We start from the raw sequence: 18,401 nt of genomic DNA, 5'->3' as shown, positions 1-18,401 counted from the left end.
GGAGAAAAATTTCGTGCGAGTATTTGTCATTGGCTCGGGTGCGCGTGAGCACGCACTGGTCTGGAAGCTGGCCCAGGATCAGCGGATCGACCGCATCTATGCCGCGCCAGGCAATCCCGGCATGCTGCCCCACGCGGAATGCCTTCCTATTAGTGTCGATAACCTGGAGGCGCTGGCCGCCTTTGCTGAGCGCAACAAGATCGATTACACCATCGTCGGCCCCGAGGCACCGCTTATCGATGGCATCGTCGATATCTTCCAGAAGCGAGGCCTGCGCGTCTTTGGCCCCGACAAGGCGGGCGCGGCCCTCGAAGGTAGCAAGGCCTTCACCAAAGAGTTGTTGACCGCAGCAGGCATCCCCACGGCCCAACATCGTACCTTCATTGAGTACGAACCGGCCCGTGTCTACCTGGAAGAGCATGGTGCCCCCGTCGTCATCAAAGCTGACGGCAACGCCGCGGGCAAGGGCGCAATCGTCGCCCTCGACATGCAGACAGCCCAGGATGCCCTCAAGCAGATGATGGTCGATCATGTCTTTGGTGCGGCGGGCGACGTCGTCGTCATTGAAGACTACCTGCAAGGCGACGAGATCGGCGCGCACGCCATATGTAACGGTACGGATTTTCTGCCCCTGCCACTCAGCCAGGATCACAAGCGCGCCCTCGACAACGATCAGGGCTTGAACACGGGTGGCATGGGAGCCTACACGCCCCTGCCATTCGTCAGTGAGGAGCAGAAGGCGCAAATTCAGCAGCGTATCATCGGCGCCACGCTCCAGGCCCTCAAGGAGCGCGATATCCACTTCAAAGGCGTGCTCTACGCCAACATCATGCTCACCGAGCGCGGTCCCATGGTGCTGGAGCATAACACACGCTTCGGTGATCCCGAGGCCCAGGCCCTGATGGTCCTGCTCAAAGTTGAATTGCTGGATGTCCTCGCCTACGCGGACGGCCAGCACATTGCCCCTGAGACCCTCTGGCATCCCGGCTACGCCATGAGCCTGACCCTGGCCGCAGGCGGCTATCCCGGCAAATACGAGCGCGACCTGCCCATACAGGGTGTTGACGAGGCCAATCAACTGGAGGGCGTCCACGTCTTCCACGCCGGCACCCGCCTGCAAAATGGCCAGCTCATCACCGCTGGGGGCCGCGTCCTCAGCGTCGTTGCCCACGGCGAAACCCTGCAACAGGCCGCCAACCGTGTCTATGCCGCCGCCAAACTCATCTCCTTCGAGGGCATGCAGTACCGCAGCGACATCGGCCACCGCGCTTTATAAGTAAAAATAGAATCAATTATTGTGTTGTGTGTTGCCTTCGGCAACACACAACACAATAATTGATTCTATTTTAAGTGAGTGCCGTAGGCGCGAACAGTCATAATACAAAATATAAAAGCAAGTAGTGATTTGGAATGGAAGATCAACACATCAATAAAAGGTTGCGCATAGCAGCCTTAATCTCTGGCTCGGGCAGTAACCTCCAGGCTCTGCTGGACGCCATCGAGGCTCGGCACCTGCCCGGGGTCGAGATTGCCCTGGTCATCAGCAACAAAGCCAATGCCTTTGGCTTACAGCGCGCCCTCAAGCATAAAGTACCCGCGCTCTACTTGCCCTGGCGCACACGCGAGGAGTGGGAGCGAAGGGTTATTGACCTGCTCCAGCTTTTCCAGGTAGACGTTATCGTCCTGGCTGGCTTTATGCGCATCATCTCCGCCGACTTTATCACCCGTTACCCTGAGCGCATCATTAACCTGCATCCCGCACTCATCCCCGATGGCGGCAAGGGCGACACCTATACCACCAGCGATGGCAGTCTTATCCCCGTCTTTCGCGGCATGCACGCGCCCCTCCAGGCCCTAGAGGCTGGGGTGCGTGTCACCGGTAGCACTGTGCATTATGTCGTCCCCGAGGTCGACGCCGGCCCACCCATCTGTCGCCGCGAGGTCCCCATAGAGGCAGGCGACACCGAAGATACGCTCCAGGAGCGCATCAAAAAGGTTGAGCATCAGTTGATCGTTGAGGCCGTCAAGATCCACCAGCAGCGCGTATAAGAGTCGGAACAATATGTTTAAGATGGCCTGGCAAACAGTATTAAGCTTGCAGGCCATTCTAAACACGCCCTACTTCGATCTATACCATAAGCCTGATAGGTCGTCATCCAGGCGGTGTGGTTGCCAGACTATAAGGCGCCGCGCATGTCTCTGCAATAATGAAGATAAGTATATTACATCTCCTGAGCGACGAAATGCAAAAAAGCAACATTGGAGAAGTTTTCCTGACCGACTCGTGATAGATTGTCCCTAATGGCTCTTTGTATCCTCCAGTGATGGCCAAGGAAAGAGCTCAGGAATGTGATCATCGAAGCAAAGGAGAACCCAATGAACTATCCGCAAATCGTCACACGAGAAGAGTGGCTCAATGCCCGTAAGGAGCTACTGGTCAAGGAGAAGGAGGCCACCCGTGCGCGCGACAGGCTCAATGCTGAACGCCGCAGGTTGCCGATGGTCAGGATCGACAAGGAGTACGTCTTCGATGGCCCGAAAGGCAAGGTGAGCCTGCTCGACCTCTTTGACGGGCGCCGCCAGCTGATCGTCTACCATTTCATGTTTGATCCAAGCTGGGACAAAGGTTGCCCGGGTTGCACGAACCTGGTTGACAACATTCCTGGCAATATAGCCCGCCTGTATGAAGGCGATACCTCGTTGGTCCTGGTCTCCCGCGCACCATTGGCGAAGCTTGAGCCCTATAAGCAGCAGAAGAACTGGACCACTCCCTGGTTCTCCTCGTATGGCAGCGACTTCAACTACGATTTCGAAGCTACGGTTGATGGCGGCGAGGTACCTGGGGTAAGTGTTTTCCTGCGCGATGGCGAGCAGATCTTTCACACGTACTCGACGACGGGACGCGGCGTCGATATCCTCCTGGGAACATATAACTACCTTGATCTTACCCCTCTTGGTCGGCAAGAGGAGTGGGAAGAGGCCCTCAATCGCAGTGCTACTTCTGTTCAAGGGTAACCCCGCCTCTATTGCACCTTATGATCACTACGTGGTTCGCCGGGTAAGGGGATGTGGCTATCTACGGGCTGGCTTTGCCAGCCCGTAGATAGCCACATCCCCTTTATGAAGGGCAGAAGAATAAAGGAGAGGTGTAGGGGGCCATGCCAGTACAACTTTATTAGTTTCGGTCCACATATGTATTACGGAGCGAGACACCTGAGAATACCAGGGCTATGATTAAAGCAAGGAGCAACATGCCCTCGCGTATCAGATAGGAGGCTTCGCCATGTGCACTACTGAAGGATGAGAGAAGCCAGGTCAGCAACGCGACGATACCACTGAACATAACCAGGGTCGTAACACTGGTAATGATGATTGTATAGTAAGCTATGAGTCGACCTGGTTTAAGATGTTGGCTTGCTCGGAATAGAAGTCCTCGGCTTACTCCCAGACCAAGGACGAAGATAAGCAGAGCCAGCCCTATAGCTATATTTCCACTGATCAGGGGCAGCTCCAAAGATGTGAGGGTCCAGAAAGCCAAAATTGCCGTAGCGATTGGAGCGATGATTCCTAAAAGACAGAAGAGCAGAGCGCTTCTAGTACGCTCTCTCAATGCCTGGAGGCAAGTAAGCAGCAGAATGGGTAGCCCGCCAAAGAAGATAAGTAGCACCTGGATGGCCGAGACGAGGTGTACTATATTCACCATTAACGATGAGGTCGTGTAAGAGAGAAAGCTTGAGAGCATCATGGGCTGGTTGGGTGCGACAACCCGGCTCTGGGCAAAGAACCAGAGGAGAAAAAAGAGCAGCGTCGCGCAATAGATATACACATCATTTAGACGCATTTTTTGTAGCATAACAAAAATCCTTTGCTGGGTAGAGTGGTACGAGTTGACAGCCTATGGCTGTCAACTCGTACCACTCTATTTATGCTTTATACATTGATGTGGAAGGTCCACTTGTAAGTGTTGCCCTTGGTGACAATGATGGTCCAAGGGCCGTGATAGTGGCTCAGGTCGCTATTGAAGCGGAAGACAAACTTCCCGCTCTCATTGTTGCCAGCATAATCGAAGGTCGTGATGTGATTGGCACTGCTGGTCTGCATATCGATTTGCGGCGTGACAGGCTTTCCAACAGCCGATGTGACAGAAATCTCATTCAGGCCTGAGAACTCAATCGTGGTTTGCGTCTTACCAATGGTCGCTTTCTCCAGTGTGATGACCTGACCCTGTGAGGTCTCTTGCTGATGCGGTGCTACGATCTCGCCCTGGTGATATGGGAGCTGGAAGTGGAAAACAACTGTTTGCCTACTCCCGTTCTGTACCAGGTCCATCTTGAGTATCAGATTGAGCGAGGCTGGCGCTCCAGTAACATTAGCATCGCTAAAGGTCATCGACTGAGCCAGGATATGATTCTCGACATCGCCCAGCAGCTGACCACTCGATGAGAGATCGGTACCATCGGCGGTCGTGAGGCGCGGATTGTTCAGTATGGAATTGTCATCAACCGGTGTGACCGTGACACCTAGCACAATATTATGGTCTTCAGCGTAGCCCTTCTCCAGTCTTACAGTGGCGTTCCCAATTTTCTGTGAAAGCTGGATATCACCGAAGGTACTGTACTTGATAGAATCTTTTGCATTATAGCTTCCTCCCTGGAGTAAGGTTTGCAGGAGTGGGGTGGCCGCGAAGGCGGAGGCTGTAGTCACGATCAACAACGCGGCAATCAGTGGCACCAGGATGGCTTTTCTGGTCAGAGTGAACCACCAGGACTGTGTTTGTTCACGGAAAGGCACGACCGTGGGCTTCTGAAACGAGTGCTGGGCATAGCGCATGCGCAGGTTCTGCCAGTTGACATTATTGGGGACAGGCGAAGTGTTACTGAGGCTATCTAGTTCCTCAACCACGTGCATGAGTCTCTGGTCGGCTGCTGTCTCAAGTAAGTCATTATATGTTTGGATGAGTTTCTGTTGTTTAGACATTACAGTTGCTCCTTGAGGCCTTGTAGGATACGGGTAAGCTGTTTGCGGACGGCGGCGGGACTCTTGCCGACAACCTGAGCGATTTCGCTGGCATTCAAGCCCGCCGAGAAACGCAAAGCGATCAGTTCGCGCTTGCGCTCATCGAGCTGATTGATTAGCTCACGCAGATGCACGCGGCGCTCGCGCAGGAGAAAGATGCTTTCGGGATCTTCGTCACCTATGAGCTGCTCTGCCTCTGGCAAGCTATCCCAGGAGAAGGCAAATTTCTTCCGGCGATATGTATCGCTCACAGTGTGGAAGGCGATACGAAAGAGCCATGCCGCGAAGCTGCCACGCGCTTTATAATCCCCCAGTGAGATCATAGCCTTGAGAAAGACCTGTTGGGTGAGATCCGCTACGTCTTCTTGACTCCCAATGCGCAGTAACAGGTAGCGATAGATGCGAGCTTTATAGTGCTGGTAGAGCGGCTCAAAAGCGACCGGGTCTGCTTTGGCCGCCTGCACAAGCGCTTCTTCTCCCTGTAATTCCTCCGGCTGGTGCATAGTTGAAAAGGTATAACCAGCTTGCATATGTATTATTTCCTTGGATAAGAATGATGTTTTTGCAAACAGAAGTTTTGAGGCCTCAAAGTTCTTCCATTTATAATGACGCCGCTTTATGGAAAGTGGGACATTTTGTCGCGTTTTTCTTCTACCTCTGATTGTAGTTGTTTGAGCCAGTCGAGCCAAGTTCTAACTAAAAAGGGGATCTGATAGTAGCAGGCAAAAATTGGAGGAGGAGGAGGAGGAATTAGTTGCGTATAGCACGCAAATAGATAATGCTGCAAAGTGTGCCGATTCTACTCTAGTAGTAACCTGGCCCACTTAGGGGATGGAAATGACCAGTGACGTGCTGCCCAGAATATCAGGATGCCCAGTTGCTGACGCTGAAAGCGGCGGAGGCGAGGAAGTCCAGGGATTTCAGGTTGCCAGGCTCGCCGGGCAAAAAAGGTGAGCCACCAGGCAAGAGCACCTTCAATAGCTTCTGTGCGCAAGGGAAATTGTTCTCCATACCATTTTATTACTTGTTCGGGAGAAGGCCCATTTTCGACGGCCACACTCTGAGCAAAGGCAGCAATATCCCACTCTGGTCGCCCTAGCTGAATGGAGGGCCAATCGAATAGATACAAACGCCCCTGGTTAAAGCGTAAATTATCTGAGCGTAAATCACCATGCAGAATGGCATATGGACCTTCTGTGAGCGCTGGTTGCTTCAGCGCAGACTCAATGGTGGGAGAAATTTTTTGCAACCAGGCCAACGCCTGGGAGGCTTCTGCACCTGCAAAGGCTGCGATTGTTTGAAAATCCTGAGACTCTTGAGCAGCCTGAGCCCAATTCTCCTGTGCTAAGACTTCGTGGGGTTGAGAAAGCCACGCGGGAGGTTGAGTGCCAAGCAATGCTTTATGGTAATTGGCCAGGGCCTGCGTGATGGCACGAGCTTTCCCAGGTGTCCAAGGCGGAACACTCTGTGGACCAAGATCCTCCAGGATTAGCACGTGCCAGTCAGCATAATGAATGGCTGCGTATAAACGGGGCATCCATCTGTCCAGCACAGGTGCTAGGTCCTGATAGACGCGCTCCTCAGAACGTAGCGCGTTTTTCATGAAGGTATTAGATTCCTGGTAGGTGCCTTTTAAAAAGGCCCGCCGTCCATCCTCTAGCACCAGGCGATAGGTTGGTGTTGGTCCATATCCGCCCCAGACGCGTGTTGCTCGTGTCACGGGGGAACCTAACGCGCTATCGACTTGCTGGCGCACTGCTTTGGGAACCTCCCTCCAGGGAAGCTTCTCTTCCACACCTGTTCGAGACATCTCTTTCTCACCTCAAGCATATTTTTTCTGAAGTATACCGTATTTTATTCCCTTGTGCGGTGAGTACGTTCTCTAGTGAACTGATGTGGAAGCTAAGATGCCACGAAGAAAAACCCATTTCCGCTTTTTACTCATCAGGAGGGAATACGTATATAGAGAGATAAAAATATTGAGGAGAAACATTCATGCAAACAGCCACACAAATGGCTTCGGGTTCAAAAACGCAACTCTGGATTGGACGTATCTTGACAGGTCTAGTAGTTCTATTCCTGCTCTTCGATGGCGTAACACACGTACTGCAAATTCCCCCAGTCATGGATTCATTCAAGCAGCTTGGATATCCTGCGAGCGTCGCGCTTGAGATCGGAATTGTGGAACTTGTGTGCCTGGTCCTCTATATAATTCCATCTACCTCTGTTCTCGGTGCTATCCTGCTGACAGGTTATCTTGGTGGTGCCGTTGCTACCAACCTGCGCATAGACGCTCCACTCTTCAGTAATATTCTCTTCCCGGTCTATGTCGGCCTGTTTATCTGGGGAGGGCTGTACCTGCGCAATGAGCAGCTGCGCGCCCTCTTTCCCCTGCAAAAGTAATCGGGCATGGTCCGAAACGTCATGCGCTGCTAAGGCAGCGCACCACTCCGAATGAAATGCGAATACTAGAGCTTTTCGGGGGCGTTCCAGAATACGCTGCTAAAGCACGCGTCTACATATGCCCGCAATATGTAGACGCGTGCTTTAGCAGCGTATTCTCCTTCTATACACGCAGTAACAGTTTTCCCATGGTCTGGCCAGTTTCCAGGCGGCGGTGGGCCTCGCCAGCCTGCTCTAGAGGTAGGATATCGGTGATATCGATTTTTACCTGGGAGCGGGCGATCAGCTCAAGGGAGCAACGCGCGGTATCGGCAACGAGGTGGGGAGCTGAAACGCTCAATGTGCCAATGCTATAGCCCATAATGGCCTTGCTCTCAGCAATAAAGTTACCAGGATTTTGTGGCAGACTGTGGCCTCGGCCCTGCTCATCGTTGGCGTTCCCGAAGATGACGAGACGCCCAAATGGCGCGAGAACTGTGAGGCTCTGGCTGCGTACAGGCTCACCAATTGCCTCTAGTACGACATCAACCCCACGTCCCTGTGTAAGTTCCTGCGTTTGCTGGATAAAATTATCGCGCAGAATGACATGGTCGTAGCCGAAGGATTTGGCATAGTCGGCTTTCTTCTGACTGCTTACTGTACCAATAACCAGTCCTGCACCCAGGTGCCGGGCTATCTGTCCCGCGATGCTCCCCACGCCACCTGCCGCCGCGTGAACAAGGATTGTTTCACCCGGTTGTAGATGTGCGAGTCGCACAAGCATATCATAAGCTGTTGGCACGATGGTTGGAAAACCAGCCGCCGTGGCGAGATCAATCTCTTCACTGGCCTCGTCGAGGGGGAAGGTGAGCGTGGCCTGAGCCAGTGCCACCTCGGCATAACTACCGCTCAACGTCAGCGCGGCGACTGGTTGCCCCACACGCAAGCCTTCGACCCCTTCGCCAAGCGCATGAATGTGCCCTGAGACTTCAAGGCCGGGAATGAATGGGAGCTGTTCCCTGTGCCGTCCTCCGCGCCGTGCCATCGTCTCGGCGAAGTTTACACCCGCGTAGGCTACTTTAATTGCGACCTGTCCAGGTCCGGGCTTGGGCTCCGGCACTTCACCGATCCGCAATACTTCGGGTCCACCAAATGCCGTAATCAAGTTGGCTTTCATATCTTTCTCCTTCAGAATCTATTCTATGCAGCAACTACTCTTTGCTAGCGTGTTAGCACCTTGAATGCGATGTTATTGACTCCCTTACCCTGGACAATAGCGAGGGTACCCCAGAGGCGTAGAACACTATCCACTACATCGATCTGGTCCAGGTCGCCCAAACGTACCGGTTGCAGTCCAATCTCGGCAATAAGCTGCTCAACTGTCGCCATAGCATTGCCACTGGGACCGCAGTAGAACATGTCGGCCTGGATGCCCTGGTAGTCTGGGTCAGCGAGATTTTGCCAGCTATAGGTATTGAAGGCCCGGTAGACCTTGGCATGTGGAGCATGTGATTGCAATATATGGGCACTATATAGCGCTGTTGTTGGCCATTGATGCGTCTGAGAGAACTTTTGATCGGGCGGATACCTATTGGCAGCATCGATGATAATTTTACCGCTTAACTGTTGCGCGTAGGTGGTAATAATCCCTTCAACCGCCTGCCCCGCGAGCGCGAGCACAACAATATCACCTTTTGCCAGAGCCTCTGCTGGGGAGCCGATGAAGATTTGCTCTCCCAAGTCCTGGCGTAGAGCCTGCGCCCGCTCCGACGAGGGATTCTGTACGCCATAAGCAATGCTATGCCCGACCTTTGCCCACTTGCGTCCCAATGTGCTCCCGATAGGTCCCGCACCCAGGATAGTAATACTCAATGAAGACATATTTAATTTCCTCTTCTTCTATATGTGCGCTTGAAGCGTCGTAAAACAGTGTTGTTATTGCAAATTATAAAGAAGAAGCTTTCTTCTTGTAAGGAGTGACCGCAAAGTGATATAGTTACCTCATGGTTACCAGAAATAAAGTTGAAGAGCCGATTATTCGGCCGGATTGCCGCACGCGGCGTGGCCTGGAGTTGATCGCCGATCAGTGGACCATGCTGGTCATTGTGGCTCTGCGTGGGGAGACAAGGCGCTTTAGCCAGCTGCACGCGCATATCCAGGGTATCTCGAAGAAGATGCTGACGCAGACCCTGCGCGGCCTGGAGCGTAATGGCCTGGTCAAGCGCGTGGTTTATCCCGTGATTCCGCCCATGGTGGAGTACTCTTTGACGCCACTGGGCCAGACGCTTATCGAGCCGATCTGGGCGCTACGCGAGTGGTCGGAGCAATATATCGAAGAGGTTGAACAGAAGCGCGCCGACTATGACCAGGTAGATCGAACCACCCTACAAGACCAGATCATGACGCTTGTGCAGCAGCGGGGAGAGATATCCCATTAACCGACGCTACAAAAGTACGCGTCTACGTATCATGGTACGAGGCATATCGCGCCATGATACGTAGACGCGTACTTTTGTAGCGTCGTGCCTTAACTGAAGAAGAAGGCTTCGAGTGCGGGGGCGAGAACATCATCCGCCGGGCCGTGGTCCTGGCCTTCAAGGGTGCGGCGCTGCGCGTTGGGAAGGATGTCGGTAATTGCTTGCGCTCCGTGGTGCATAAACACATGGCTGGCTCCGCCATCCATTACAAGCGTGGGAACGCTGACAGAGGCCCATTTCTTGAGTGGTCGCGGATCGCCGCGCATAGTGTCGCCCATGATGGTGCCATCATATGGGATCGTGTGTGCTACTTTCTCTAATTCCGGCCACATGGGCGATTGCTGCATCTGAGCAACCATTTCGGCAGGAACACCCACAGCCTCTGTCATAAAGTATGCGACTGCTTGCCCCCGCTGGCCCGATGATATCAGCTCATTCAAGTGTGATACATAATTCTCTGGGGGGCGAGGTCGGCTATCATCGACGATAAATGGTGGTTCGTATAGCGCTAGTTTTGTAATTTTACTGGGGAGGAGGCGCGCCGCCTCAAGAGCCAGAACCGCCCCGGAGGAGTGACCAAAGACAAACGCTGAACCTCCAGCCTCGTCGATCAGGGCCTCGATATCTTCTACCTCGCGCTCGACCGCGTATGGCGTGTTATCTCCACTGTCGCCTCTTCCTCGCCGATCATAGGCGAATACTGTGAAATGTGGTGCCAGGACCGTGGCTAGCGATGTCTCGGCTACACGCGTCGCAGTCGCGCCTGCCACCAGAATAAGTGCTAGCCTCTGCCCAAACTGATCGAAGGCGATGTGCGTTCCGTCTTTTGAAGTAACTTTTATCATGGGGTCTCCTCTCATATCGGCCATATTCTTTTAGAGAAGCACAGGTCTCACTTACTATACGCTCAAGCGAGTGCTGTGAATCACGTTCAGGCGAGCATGGACGACAATCGCGACAATCGCGAGCAGGGTCAGACCAACCACACCGCTCCAGGTTAGCCATGTCAGCGCATCGGGAGCAATCAGTGATTGGCCGCGCAAGGCCTGCCAGAGGAGTGAAGCAACCAGCCCCAGATAGCCCAGGCTAATGGTCCAGATAAGAGCCACGCGATGGCCTATTCGCAGACAGGAGAAACGTTGTCCTGAGAGGAGCCACCCAACCAGGGGTAATACTTGTAAGGCGTGTAATCCGACGAAATGGGCAATGCGTAGGTCTCCCCCAACCGTACTCCATCCCAGAAAGGGCAGGCCTGGACTGCTATCGGGAGCATCGACACTATGCGCTCCACTGATCAGGAGAGCATGCCCGGCATGCTTCGCGGCCAACTGCATGGCGGTGGGTTGCGTCATCATTACCCCAACGTACATCCCAACCATGGCAATCACGAGACCCAGGAGCAATGACCAGAGCAGCGCTTTCTCGGTACGACGTTCAAACAAGAGCAAGATCGCCGTCAAAAAGGCTCCTACCCAGAGCAGCACCGCGAATGTTCCCATGGTCGAGTAGATTGTCGAGTCAAAGGTAGTGGCCCGGTTAAAGTGGCTGGCAACCCCGCGTACCACCTGTAAGACGATTAGTCCCATTTCACCGATCACCCCAATGGTGCTTACAGCAGTCACGAGAGCTACTAGCTTTTTCCAACGCTGTACAAACGTGAGAAGCCAGACAAATGTAAAGCAGTAGATGCTGAATGAGATGGCGAATTTAGCTGGTTTGACCCAGGCCGGTGCGCCAGTAATAACTCGATGGTCCACAATCAGCCCCACGCCAGCAGCCAGGAGTGTCAGCACCATCATCAGGCCTACTAGCATAAGCCAGGGATTCAACTCAAATCCTCTACGAAGCAAGGAGGAGAAATGAAAACCTTCAAATTGCGATGCCGTATTATGAGAAAATGAAGATTGTTCGGTCTTTTTCGGAGTAGATATCATATCACTATACTTCTTCCATGTGTGTATTGAGAGCGGCAAAAACTACATTCCACAATCCAGTCTTCTAGGCTCGCTCATCTTCAGGAAGTATAGCGAGTCGATGTCACGAAATTATGACGAAATGTGAGAGAAACTGTGTAAATTGCAAAGCATTTTGTAACACTTTTGTAACAATTAGAGCAACTGTCACAAAGTAGAAAAAGACGCCCTCCCATAGTGAGAGGGCGTCTTTTTCTACTCTTGAGTAAGTGTTACTTGAGCATCATGGGGGCGGCTTGCTGCGCGAGCTGGACGAGCCAGAAGGGCAGGACCGTGCCGACCGCGAGTGTGCCGATGGTCGCGATGACCAGGGCGGTCCAGGCGAACCAGTTGAGGCTGCGCGCTGGATCTTGCTCCTCCGCCTCGGCGGGGAGAGGTGAGTTCACCACAGCGGTGCGTGTCTCTGGCTTGACGGCGACGGCGGCACCACCACGCGAGAGCGTCGCGGTGGTGCTCCGAGCGGCACCAGAGGTGCGTGCCGGACGGCGGGATTCGCTGACCTTGGGCGAGGCCGGAACGGTTCCCAGGGTCAGTGCCTCTTTCTCTTCCTCCGTCTGCTCCATGAACATGGTGGCGATGACGCGCAGGTAGTAGTACATACCCAGGACGCTGGCGAGGACACCGATGATCAACAGTTCAGGATGCCCACCCGCGAGCGCGGCGTAGAAGATGTAGTACTTACCAGCGAAGCCTGCCATGGGTGGGAAGCCCGCCAGGGCCAGCAGGAAGAAGGCCAGCAGACCAGCCACAACCGGGCGCCGATGCCAGAGACCGCGCAAATCGTTGGCGCTGCTACCAGCGTTATCCAGGCCCTCTAGAACCGAGATTGCGCCAAAGGCGCCCAGGTTCAGGAAGGTGTAGCAGGCCAGGTAGAAGAGCAGCGCACTCATACCGAGCGTGCCACCAACTACAATGCCGATCAGCATATAGCCAGCGTGCGCGATGCTGGAATAGGCCAACAGGCGTTTGGCGTTGGTCTGTACCACAGCCATGATATTGCCGCCAACCATGGTCAGGATGGCGATGGCCCAGATCACGGGCGCCCAGGTATCATGGAAGGGCAGTAGGACCAGTCCGAAGAGCCGCCCAAAGGCGATCATGGCCGCGGCCTTGGTGCCGACCGACATAAAGGCCGTCACAGGAGCGGGCGCGCCCTGGTAGACGTCGGGCGTCCAGGCCTGGAAGGGAATCGCCGAGACTTTGAAGGCGAAGCCCACCGTGAGCAGGCCCAGGGCCACGATCAGAAGAATCGGAGCCTGTGCCGTGCCATTGGCCGCACCTGGTAGGTGCGCGGCAAAGAAGGCGATATCCTGGAAACGTGTGCTATTTGTCGCGCCATATGTCAGGGCCAGGCCATAGAGCAGGAAGGCCGAGGCGAAGGAGCTGAGCAGGAAGTATTTCATGCCCGACTCCAGCGAGGCGCGACGGCGCTCGATAAAGCTCGAGAGAATATACAGGGCCAGCGAGAGCATCTCAATGCCCAAGAAGACCGTGAGCAGGCTGGTCGAAGCGGCCAGTAGCATCATGCCCACTGCAGCTAGTAGCATCAGCGTATAATATTCGCCCTGGTGTACCAGTTGCAGGCGCTTGAGATACGGCGGCGAGAGCAGGATGCCCAGGCCAGCGGCGCTCAGGATAATCAGGTACGCCAGTTGTGTGCCCTGATCTGAGCCAACCATGCCATTGAAGGCTTCGCGCTGATCTCCGCCAAGTAAAAGTCCGATCGTGGTTCCGATAGCGCCAACCACACCCACAAATGCCAGGATTGGCAGAATGGTGTAGTTCTGTGGTCCGCTATGCTTGGTGCGCTCACCCTCATGCGGCAATACGGCATCAACCAGCATCACAATGAGAGCCATGCCCACCAGGACCACTAATGGCGCTATTCGCCACCAATCAGCGGCGGTGACAGTGAATGTAAACGTCATTGACCATACCTCGTGAGAGAGGAGCCGCCACGCGGGAGGCTCCCTCTACGCTCATTTGATGAACGCATTGCCTAGATTTTGCATCGTGTTCAACACCGGTTGGTGCAGCAGGAATGTGAGCGGCGCAGGCTGCAAGCCGATGTAGAAGATCAACGCCAGGAGTGGCAGGATCGCCAGGAACTCGCCCATACGGATATCCGCCAGGCCGCCGCGACGTGTGACCTGCGCTACCGGACCCAGGGCCGGGCCTGGACCCGTCATCACGCCCTGGAAGAAGCGCAGCATGTACCAGGCGGCAGGGACGACCACGGCGGTTCCCAGCACACCCAGAGTCACGTTACTGCGGAACGCGCCCAACAGCGAGAGGAACTCGCCCGCGAAGCTGTTGAGTCCAGGTAGACCCAACGACGAGAGGGCCGCGATCAGCAGTATCGTCGCCATGATCGGCACGCGTGTCGCGATGCCGCCAAAGTCGGCGATATTGCGTGTCCCCACGCGCTCCTCGATGTAGCCCGCGATCAGGAAGAGGGTCGCGGTCGTGATACCATGGTTGACCATCTGCAGGACCGAACCCTCGACGCCCTGCGCGTTAAAGGCGAACATACCCAGCATCACCACGCCCAGGTGGCTGATACTGGAGTAGGCCAGAATGCGCTTGAGATCCGTCTGGACCAGGGCCAGGACCGCGCAGTAGAGAATACCGACGACGGCCAGGATGCTAAAGAACGGAGCCAGAGTCTGCACTGCCAGCGGGAAAAGCGGAATGCAGATGCGCAGGAAGCCATAGGCACCGGTCTTCGACATGGCGCCAGCCAGGATAGCCGTCACGGGCGCGGGCGACTCGCTATAGGTATCCGGCAGCCAGGAATGGAACGGCACAAAGGGAATTTTGACCGCGAAAGCAGCCGCGAAGGCCAGGAAGAGCCAGAGTTGTGTTGTGCTATCGAAATGGGCCGCGCAGGTGACCGCGCCCGTATTGGCATTGGTCAGACCGTTGGTCAGGGTGCCGATATCGAGCGTGAAGCCACAGCCTGCACCCGCCGTACGCGTGTAGAAGTAGCCCACGGCGATAATACCCGCCAACATCAGCAGGCTACCCACAGAGGTATAGAGCACAAACTTGAACGCGGCATAAATGCGGCGCTCTCCGCCCCAGGTACCCACCAGGAAGTAGGCTGGAATCAGCATTAACTCCCAGAAGATATAGAAGAGGAAGAGGTTCGCCGAGAGAAAGACGCCCAGGATACCGCTTTGCAGGAGCAGCATAAAGGCCATGTAGTTCTTAAAGCGCTTCTGCTGGCGGTAAGAGGCCGCCATACACACCAGTCCAAGCAGCGAGGTCAGTACGACCAGCAGCAGACTGATGCCATCGACATCCAGGGTGTAGTTGATGCCAATCGAAGGAATCCAGGGCAGGCGCTCCTGGAAGCTCGAATGACTGAAATTGCTCACCGTAGCCTGCGAATACAGCAGGGCCAGGATGAACGAGAATATCACGTTGATCCCCGCGAAGGCTAGCGAAACCCAGCGAATAAGCGTCTGGTTCGCCTTCGGCAGGCAGAGCACAACGGCTCCTCCAATAAGCGGGAGGAAGATCAGTAACGAGAGAATGTACGATTGCATAACCTCTACCCCCTCACCGCGTAGTACAGAACGATCAGCAGTACGCCGAACAGGATCGCCAGCGCGTAGTTGCGCATATAGCCGGTTTGCAGGCGACGGATGCCACTGCTCGAACCGCGGAAGAGCGCGGTAATACCAGTATTGATGCCGCCCAGCAGGCTTCCATCGAGGAAGCGCGTGGCGAGACGACCCACGCCCTGAACGGGCTTGACGATGAGCCAGCCAAGGGCCTCGTCAACATAGTACTTATTGAAGAGCAACTTGTAGACCGGGCTGGTGCTTTCTTTGTAGGCAAAGCCCTGCGCGTAACGAGCACGAGCCAGGAAGAAACCTACCAGCGCCGCTGCGATACTCAGGCCAGCCGAGACCCATTCGAGACCCAGTGAGATTTCAGGGGTCTGAACACCTGAGAAGACCGGAGCCAGGAAATTGCCCAGCGGCGACCAGTTAGGCAGACCGATCAGCGAGAAGGAGCCGAAGACACCACCGATGATCGAGAGGAAGGCCAGGATCGCCAGCGGCATCCACATCACAGCCGGAACCTCGTAGACCTGGTAGATGCTGGCGGGTGCGCCATGGCCATGACCATGATTCGCGGGAGCCAGGTCTTCTTCCTCGTCATCCTCGTGCGCGGACTGAACCACCGCGCCGCCACGATACTCGCCATAGAAGACTGAGAAGAAGAGGCGGAACATATAGAAGGCGGTCAGGCCAGCCGTCAGAATTCCGATGCCCCACAACACATAGTAGCCGGGATTGGCGGTATGCACGGCCTGGGCGAAGATCCCACCCAGAATCTCGTCCTTACTCCAGAAACCGGCCAGGGGTGGCAGACCACTGATGGCCCAGGTCGCGAAGAGGAAGGTCCAGAAGGTAATCTTCAAGCGGCTGCGCAGGCCACCCATGTTGCGCATATCCTGCTCGCCGCCCAGGGCGTGAATCACCGCGCCCGCGCCCAGGAAGAGCAGGGCCTTGAAGAAGGCATGCGTGACCAGGTGGAAGATGCCCGCCGAATAGTTGTAGACGCCCTCGGCCATAAACATATAGCCTAGTTGGCTAATGGTCGAGTAGGCCAGGACGCGCTTGATATCCAGCTGCACCAGGGCGATGGTCGCCGCGAAGAGCGCCGTCGCACCACCGATACCCGCTACAACGTTGAGCGCCACGGGCGCGATCTGGAAGAGCGGATGCGTGCGTGCGACCAGGTAGACACCAGCGGTTACCATCGTCGCGGCATGGATCAGTGCGCTGACAGGTGTCGGGCCTTCCATGGCGTCGGGCAACCACATGTAGAGCGGCAACTGCGCCGACTTGGCGGCACAGGCCACGAAGATCAGCAGCGTAATCGCCACTGCCGTCGCACTGCCAGTCGAGACTGCGTTGACGTTCGTGAAGACATCATGAAAGTTCAACGTGCCATAGTTCAGGAAGATCAGGAAGATGGCCAGCATCAGGCCGAAATCACCAATGACGTTGATGACGAAGGCCTTGCGTGCCGCGGCCACAGGGGCCGAGCGCTGGTACCAGAAACCGATCAACAGGAACGAGGCCAGGCCCACCAGGCCCCAGCCCATCAGCAGGAAGAGGAAGTTATCCGCGGTGACTAGCAACACCATCGAGAAAATAAAAAAGTTCAGATAGGCGAAGAAACGCCAGAACCCCGGATCATCCTCCATATACCCTGCCGAGTATATATGGATCAGCAGGCCCACGCCCGTCACGACCAGCAACATTGTCGCGGTCAGGGGATCGAGCAGCAGACCGAAGTCGACATTGAACGCGCCGGTACCAGTACCCGATGTGATCCAGTGATAGACCACTGTGTCATTGAAACGAGCATTGGCTGGCGTGCCGAGCATCGAGACAAAGTTGCTCAGCGCGAAGAGAAAGGCAAGGCCACACGCGCCCCAGCCCACAGTCAGGATCGCGGCGCGGGGCAAGACTTTGCCGACCAACCCCAGCACGATAAAACCGAGCAGGGGTGGTAGCAGTACCCACAGACTAAGATTGATCATACTGCCCCCTCATTAGCCTCGCAACATATTCATCTCATCAACATCAATGTTGTGGCGGGTGCGGAAGATGGAGACGATAATGGCCAGGCCCACGACCACCTCGGCGGCGGCCACGGTCAGTACCAGGAAGACAAACATCTGTCCATCCGCGGAATCGAGAAATGTTGAAAAGGCCACAAGCGATAGGTTGACGGCATTGAGCATCAACTCAATAGACATAAAGATTACCAGCGGGTTGCGCCGGATAAGCACGCCAATCGCACCGATACCGAATAATATGGCGCTGACGATCAGATACGCTGAGAGTGGCGGCAATGTAGAAATTTCAGGCATAAGAAGGAAAAACCTCCATCATTACATTCAGCGAAAGACCCTTGATAAGAAGGGAAAAAGACCTCCATCCTCACGTTCAGCGAAGACCCTGAAAAACAGGGAAGAATAGCTTCATCTAGGCCCTCCGACCGAAGACCAGGGCGCCCAGGATGGCGACCACGATCAACAGGCTGGTGACCTCAAAAGGGAAGAGGTAACCATGGAAGAGTGCCAGTCCAAAGGCTTCGACGTTGCCATGCGCGGCGACGGCATGACTATAGCTATCGCCAGCCTTGATCACCATGCTGCTGCTACCAGAGATATTCTTGAAGATCAGGTAGCTCAGAGCGCCGACCAGGACTACGCCCAGCAGGCCGCCGACATAGCGTTGCCAGGGGATGCGATCCTCTCCCGTATCCTGCGCATCAGGTGTGAGCATGGTCACGACGAAGAGGAAAAGCACCATGATCGCGCCCGCATAGATCAGGACCTGCACCACGGCGATAAACATCGCGCCCAGTTGCAGATAGAACATCGCCAGGAAGAAGAGCGTCAGAATCAGGCTGAGCGCGCTATAGACGGCGTTCTTAAAGGCGATGACCCCTATAGCGGAGGCGGCGCTGGCGACTGCCAGCACGGCGAATGCGAGTATCGTAGGTGTCATAATCACGATTC

Annotated in this window: 18 protein-coding genes; 5 read left to right on the top strand and 13 right to left on the bottom strand. The window is 55.1% G+C overall.

Features of this window, described 5'->3' with window-relative positions; genetic code table 11:
• The first annotated feature begins 13 nt into the window (after positions 1–13).
• The 3 genes from purD (at position 14) to JMJ04_RS09130 (ending at position 3,015) form a co-directional block, all read left to right on the top strand.
• The gene (gene purD, locus JMJ04_RS09140) at positions 14–1,276 is read left to right on the top strand and encodes a phosphoribosylamine--glycine ligase (protein WP_201370224.1); all 1,263 of its coding nucleotides are present in this window, start codon (positions 14–16) and stop codon (positions 1,274–1,276) included.
• Between the two features lie 134 nt (positions 1,277–1,410).
• Complete coding sequence (gene purN, locus JMJ04_RS09135) at positions 1,411–2,049, top strand: phosphoribosylglycinamide formyltransferase (RefSeq protein WP_201370223.1); 639 nt, start codon at positions 1,411–1,413, stop codon at positions 2,047–2,049.
• Positions 2,050–2,376: 327 nt separating this feature from the next.
• Entirely contained in the window at positions 2,377–3,015 is a 639-nt protein-coding gene (locus JMJ04_RS09130; protein ID WP_201370222.1) for a DUF899 domain-containing protein, read from the top strand.
• A 160-nt stretch (positions 3,016–3,175) separates the two neighbouring features.
• Here JMJ04_RS09130 and JMJ04_RS09125 read toward each other — a convergent pair whose 3' ends face one another.
• The 4 genes from JMJ04_RS09125 to JMJ04_RS09110 form a co-directional block, all read right to left on the bottom strand.
• Positions 3,176–3,853, bottom strand: coding sequence for a hypothetical protein (locus JMJ04_RS09125; RefSeq protein WP_201370221.1), 678 nt, complete (start codon positions 3,851–3,853; stop codon positions 3,176–3,178).
• A 77-nt stretch (positions 3,854–3,930) separates the two neighbouring features.
• Positions 3,931–4,977 carry a hypothetical protein gene (locus JMJ04_RS09120; protein ID WP_201370220.1) on the bottom strand — a complete coding sequence of 349 codons (1,047 nt, stop codon included), beginning with the start codon at positions 4,975–4,977 and terminating at the stop codon, positions 3,931–3,933.
• Positions 4,977–5,546, bottom strand: coding sequence for an RNA polymerase sigma factor (locus tag JMJ04_RS09115; protein WP_201370219.1), 570 nt, complete (start codon positions 5,544–5,546; stop codon positions 4,977–4,979). The genes JMJ04_RS09120 and JMJ04_RS09115 overlap by 1 nt, the downstream gene beginning before the upstream one ends.
• A gap of 269 nt (positions 5,547–5,815) precedes the next feature.
• On the bottom strand, positions 5,816–6,826 hold the full coding sequence (locus JMJ04_RS09110; protein ID WP_201370218.1) for a phosphotransferase: 1,011 nt from the start codon (positions 6,824–6,826) through the stop codon (positions 5,816–5,818).
• A gap of 185 nt (positions 6,827–7,011) precedes the next feature.
• Between JMJ04_RS09110 and JMJ04_RS09105 the strand changes: the two genes are divergently transcribed.
• The gene (locus tag JMJ04_RS09105; RefSeq protein ID WP_201370217.1) at positions 7,012–7,419 is read left to right on the top strand and encodes a DoxX family protein; all 408 of its coding nucleotides are present in this window, start codon (positions 7,012–7,014) and stop codon (positions 7,417–7,419) included.
• A gap of 163 nt (positions 7,420–7,582) precedes the next feature.
• Here the strand turns inward: JMJ04_RS09105 and JMJ04_RS09100 are convergent, their stop codons facing one another.
• Both JMJ04_RS09100 and JMJ04_RS09095 read right to left on the bottom strand, forming a co-directional pair.
• Positions 7,583–8,575 carry a quinone oxidoreductase family protein gene (locus tag JMJ04_RS09100; RefSeq protein WP_201370216.1) on the bottom strand — a complete coding sequence of 331 codons (993 nt, stop codon included), beginning with the start codon at positions 8,573–8,575 and terminating at the stop codon, positions 7,583–7,585.
• A 44-nt stretch (positions 8,576–8,619) separates the two neighbouring features.
• Complete coding sequence (locus JMJ04_RS09095; RefSeq protein ID WP_201370215.1) at positions 8,620–9,279, bottom strand: NADPH-dependent F420 reductase; 660 nt, start codon at positions 9,277–9,279, stop codon at positions 8,620–8,622.
• 122 nt (positions 9,280–9,401) lie between these two features.
• Here JMJ04_RS09095 and JMJ04_RS09090 point away from each other — a divergent pair, with 122 nt between their 5' ends.
• A complete protein-coding gene (locus JMJ04_RS09090; RefSeq protein WP_201370214.1) occupies positions 9,402–9,836 on the top strand; it encodes a winged helix-turn-helix transcriptional regulator in 435 nt (144 codons plus the stop codon).
• A gap of 89 nt (positions 9,837–9,925) precedes the next feature.
• Here the strand turns inward: JMJ04_RS09090 and JMJ04_RS09085 are convergent, their stop codons facing one another.
• The 7 genes from JMJ04_RS09085 to JMJ04_RS09055 all read right to left on the bottom strand — a co-directional run bounded on the left by JMJ04_RS09085 (position 9,926) and on the right by JMJ04_RS09055 (position 18,390).
• On the bottom strand, positions 9,926–10,720 hold the full coding sequence (locus tag JMJ04_RS09085; RefSeq protein ID WP_201370213.1) for an alpha/beta fold hydrolase: 795 nt from the start codon (positions 10,718–10,720) through the stop codon (positions 9,926–9,928).
• 54 nt (positions 10,721–10,774) lie between these two features.
• Positions 10,775–11,704, bottom strand: a complete 930-nt coding sequence (locus JMJ04_RS09080; RefSeq protein ID WP_201370212.1) for a hypothetical protein — start codon at positions 11,702–11,704, stop codon at positions 10,775–10,777.
• 356 nt (positions 11,705–12,060) lie between these two features.
• Complete coding sequence (locus JMJ04_RS09075) at positions 12,061–13,776, bottom strand: NADH-quinone oxidoreductase subunit N (RefSeq protein ID WP_201370211.1); 1,716 nt, start codon at positions 13,774–13,776, stop codon at positions 12,061–12,063.
• Positions 13,777–13,827: 51 nt separating this feature from the next.
• Positions 13,828–15,399 carry a complex I subunit 4 family protein gene (locus JMJ04_RS09070; RefSeq protein ID WP_201370210.1) on the bottom strand — a complete coding sequence of 524 codons (1,572 nt, stop codon included), beginning with the start codon at positions 15,397–15,399 and terminating at the stop codon, positions 13,828–13,830.
• 5 nt (positions 15,400–15,404) lie between these two features.
• Positions 15,405–17,414: an NADH-quinone oxidoreductase subunit L gene (nuoL, locus tag JMJ04_RS09065; protein WP_201370209.1), complete on the bottom strand. Its 2,010-nt coding sequence runs from the start codon at positions 17,412–17,414 to the stop codon at positions 15,405–15,407.
• Between the two features lie 12 nt (positions 17,415–17,426).
• Positions 17,427–17,747, bottom strand: a complete 321-nt coding sequence (gene nuoK, locus JMJ04_RS09060) for an NADH-quinone oxidoreductase subunit NuoK (RefSeq protein WP_201370208.1) — start codon at positions 17,745–17,747, stop codon at positions 17,427–17,429.
• 115 nt (positions 17,748–17,862) lie between these two features.
• A complete protein-coding gene (locus JMJ04_RS09055) occupies positions 17,863–18,390 on the bottom strand; it encodes an NADH-quinone oxidoreductase subunit J family protein (RefSeq protein WP_201370207.1) in 528 nt (175 codons plus the stop codon).
• Positions 18,391–18,401 lie beyond the last annotated feature (11 nt).

Origin of the sequence: Ktedonobacter robiniae (assembly GCF_016587375.1) — a bacterium.
GTDB classification, from domain to species: Bacteria; Chloroflexota; Ktedonobacteria; order Ktedonobacterales; family Ktedonobacteraceae; genus Ktedonobacter; species Ktedonobacter robiniae.
This window is presented reverse-complemented; position numbering and strand designations above follow the sequence as displayed.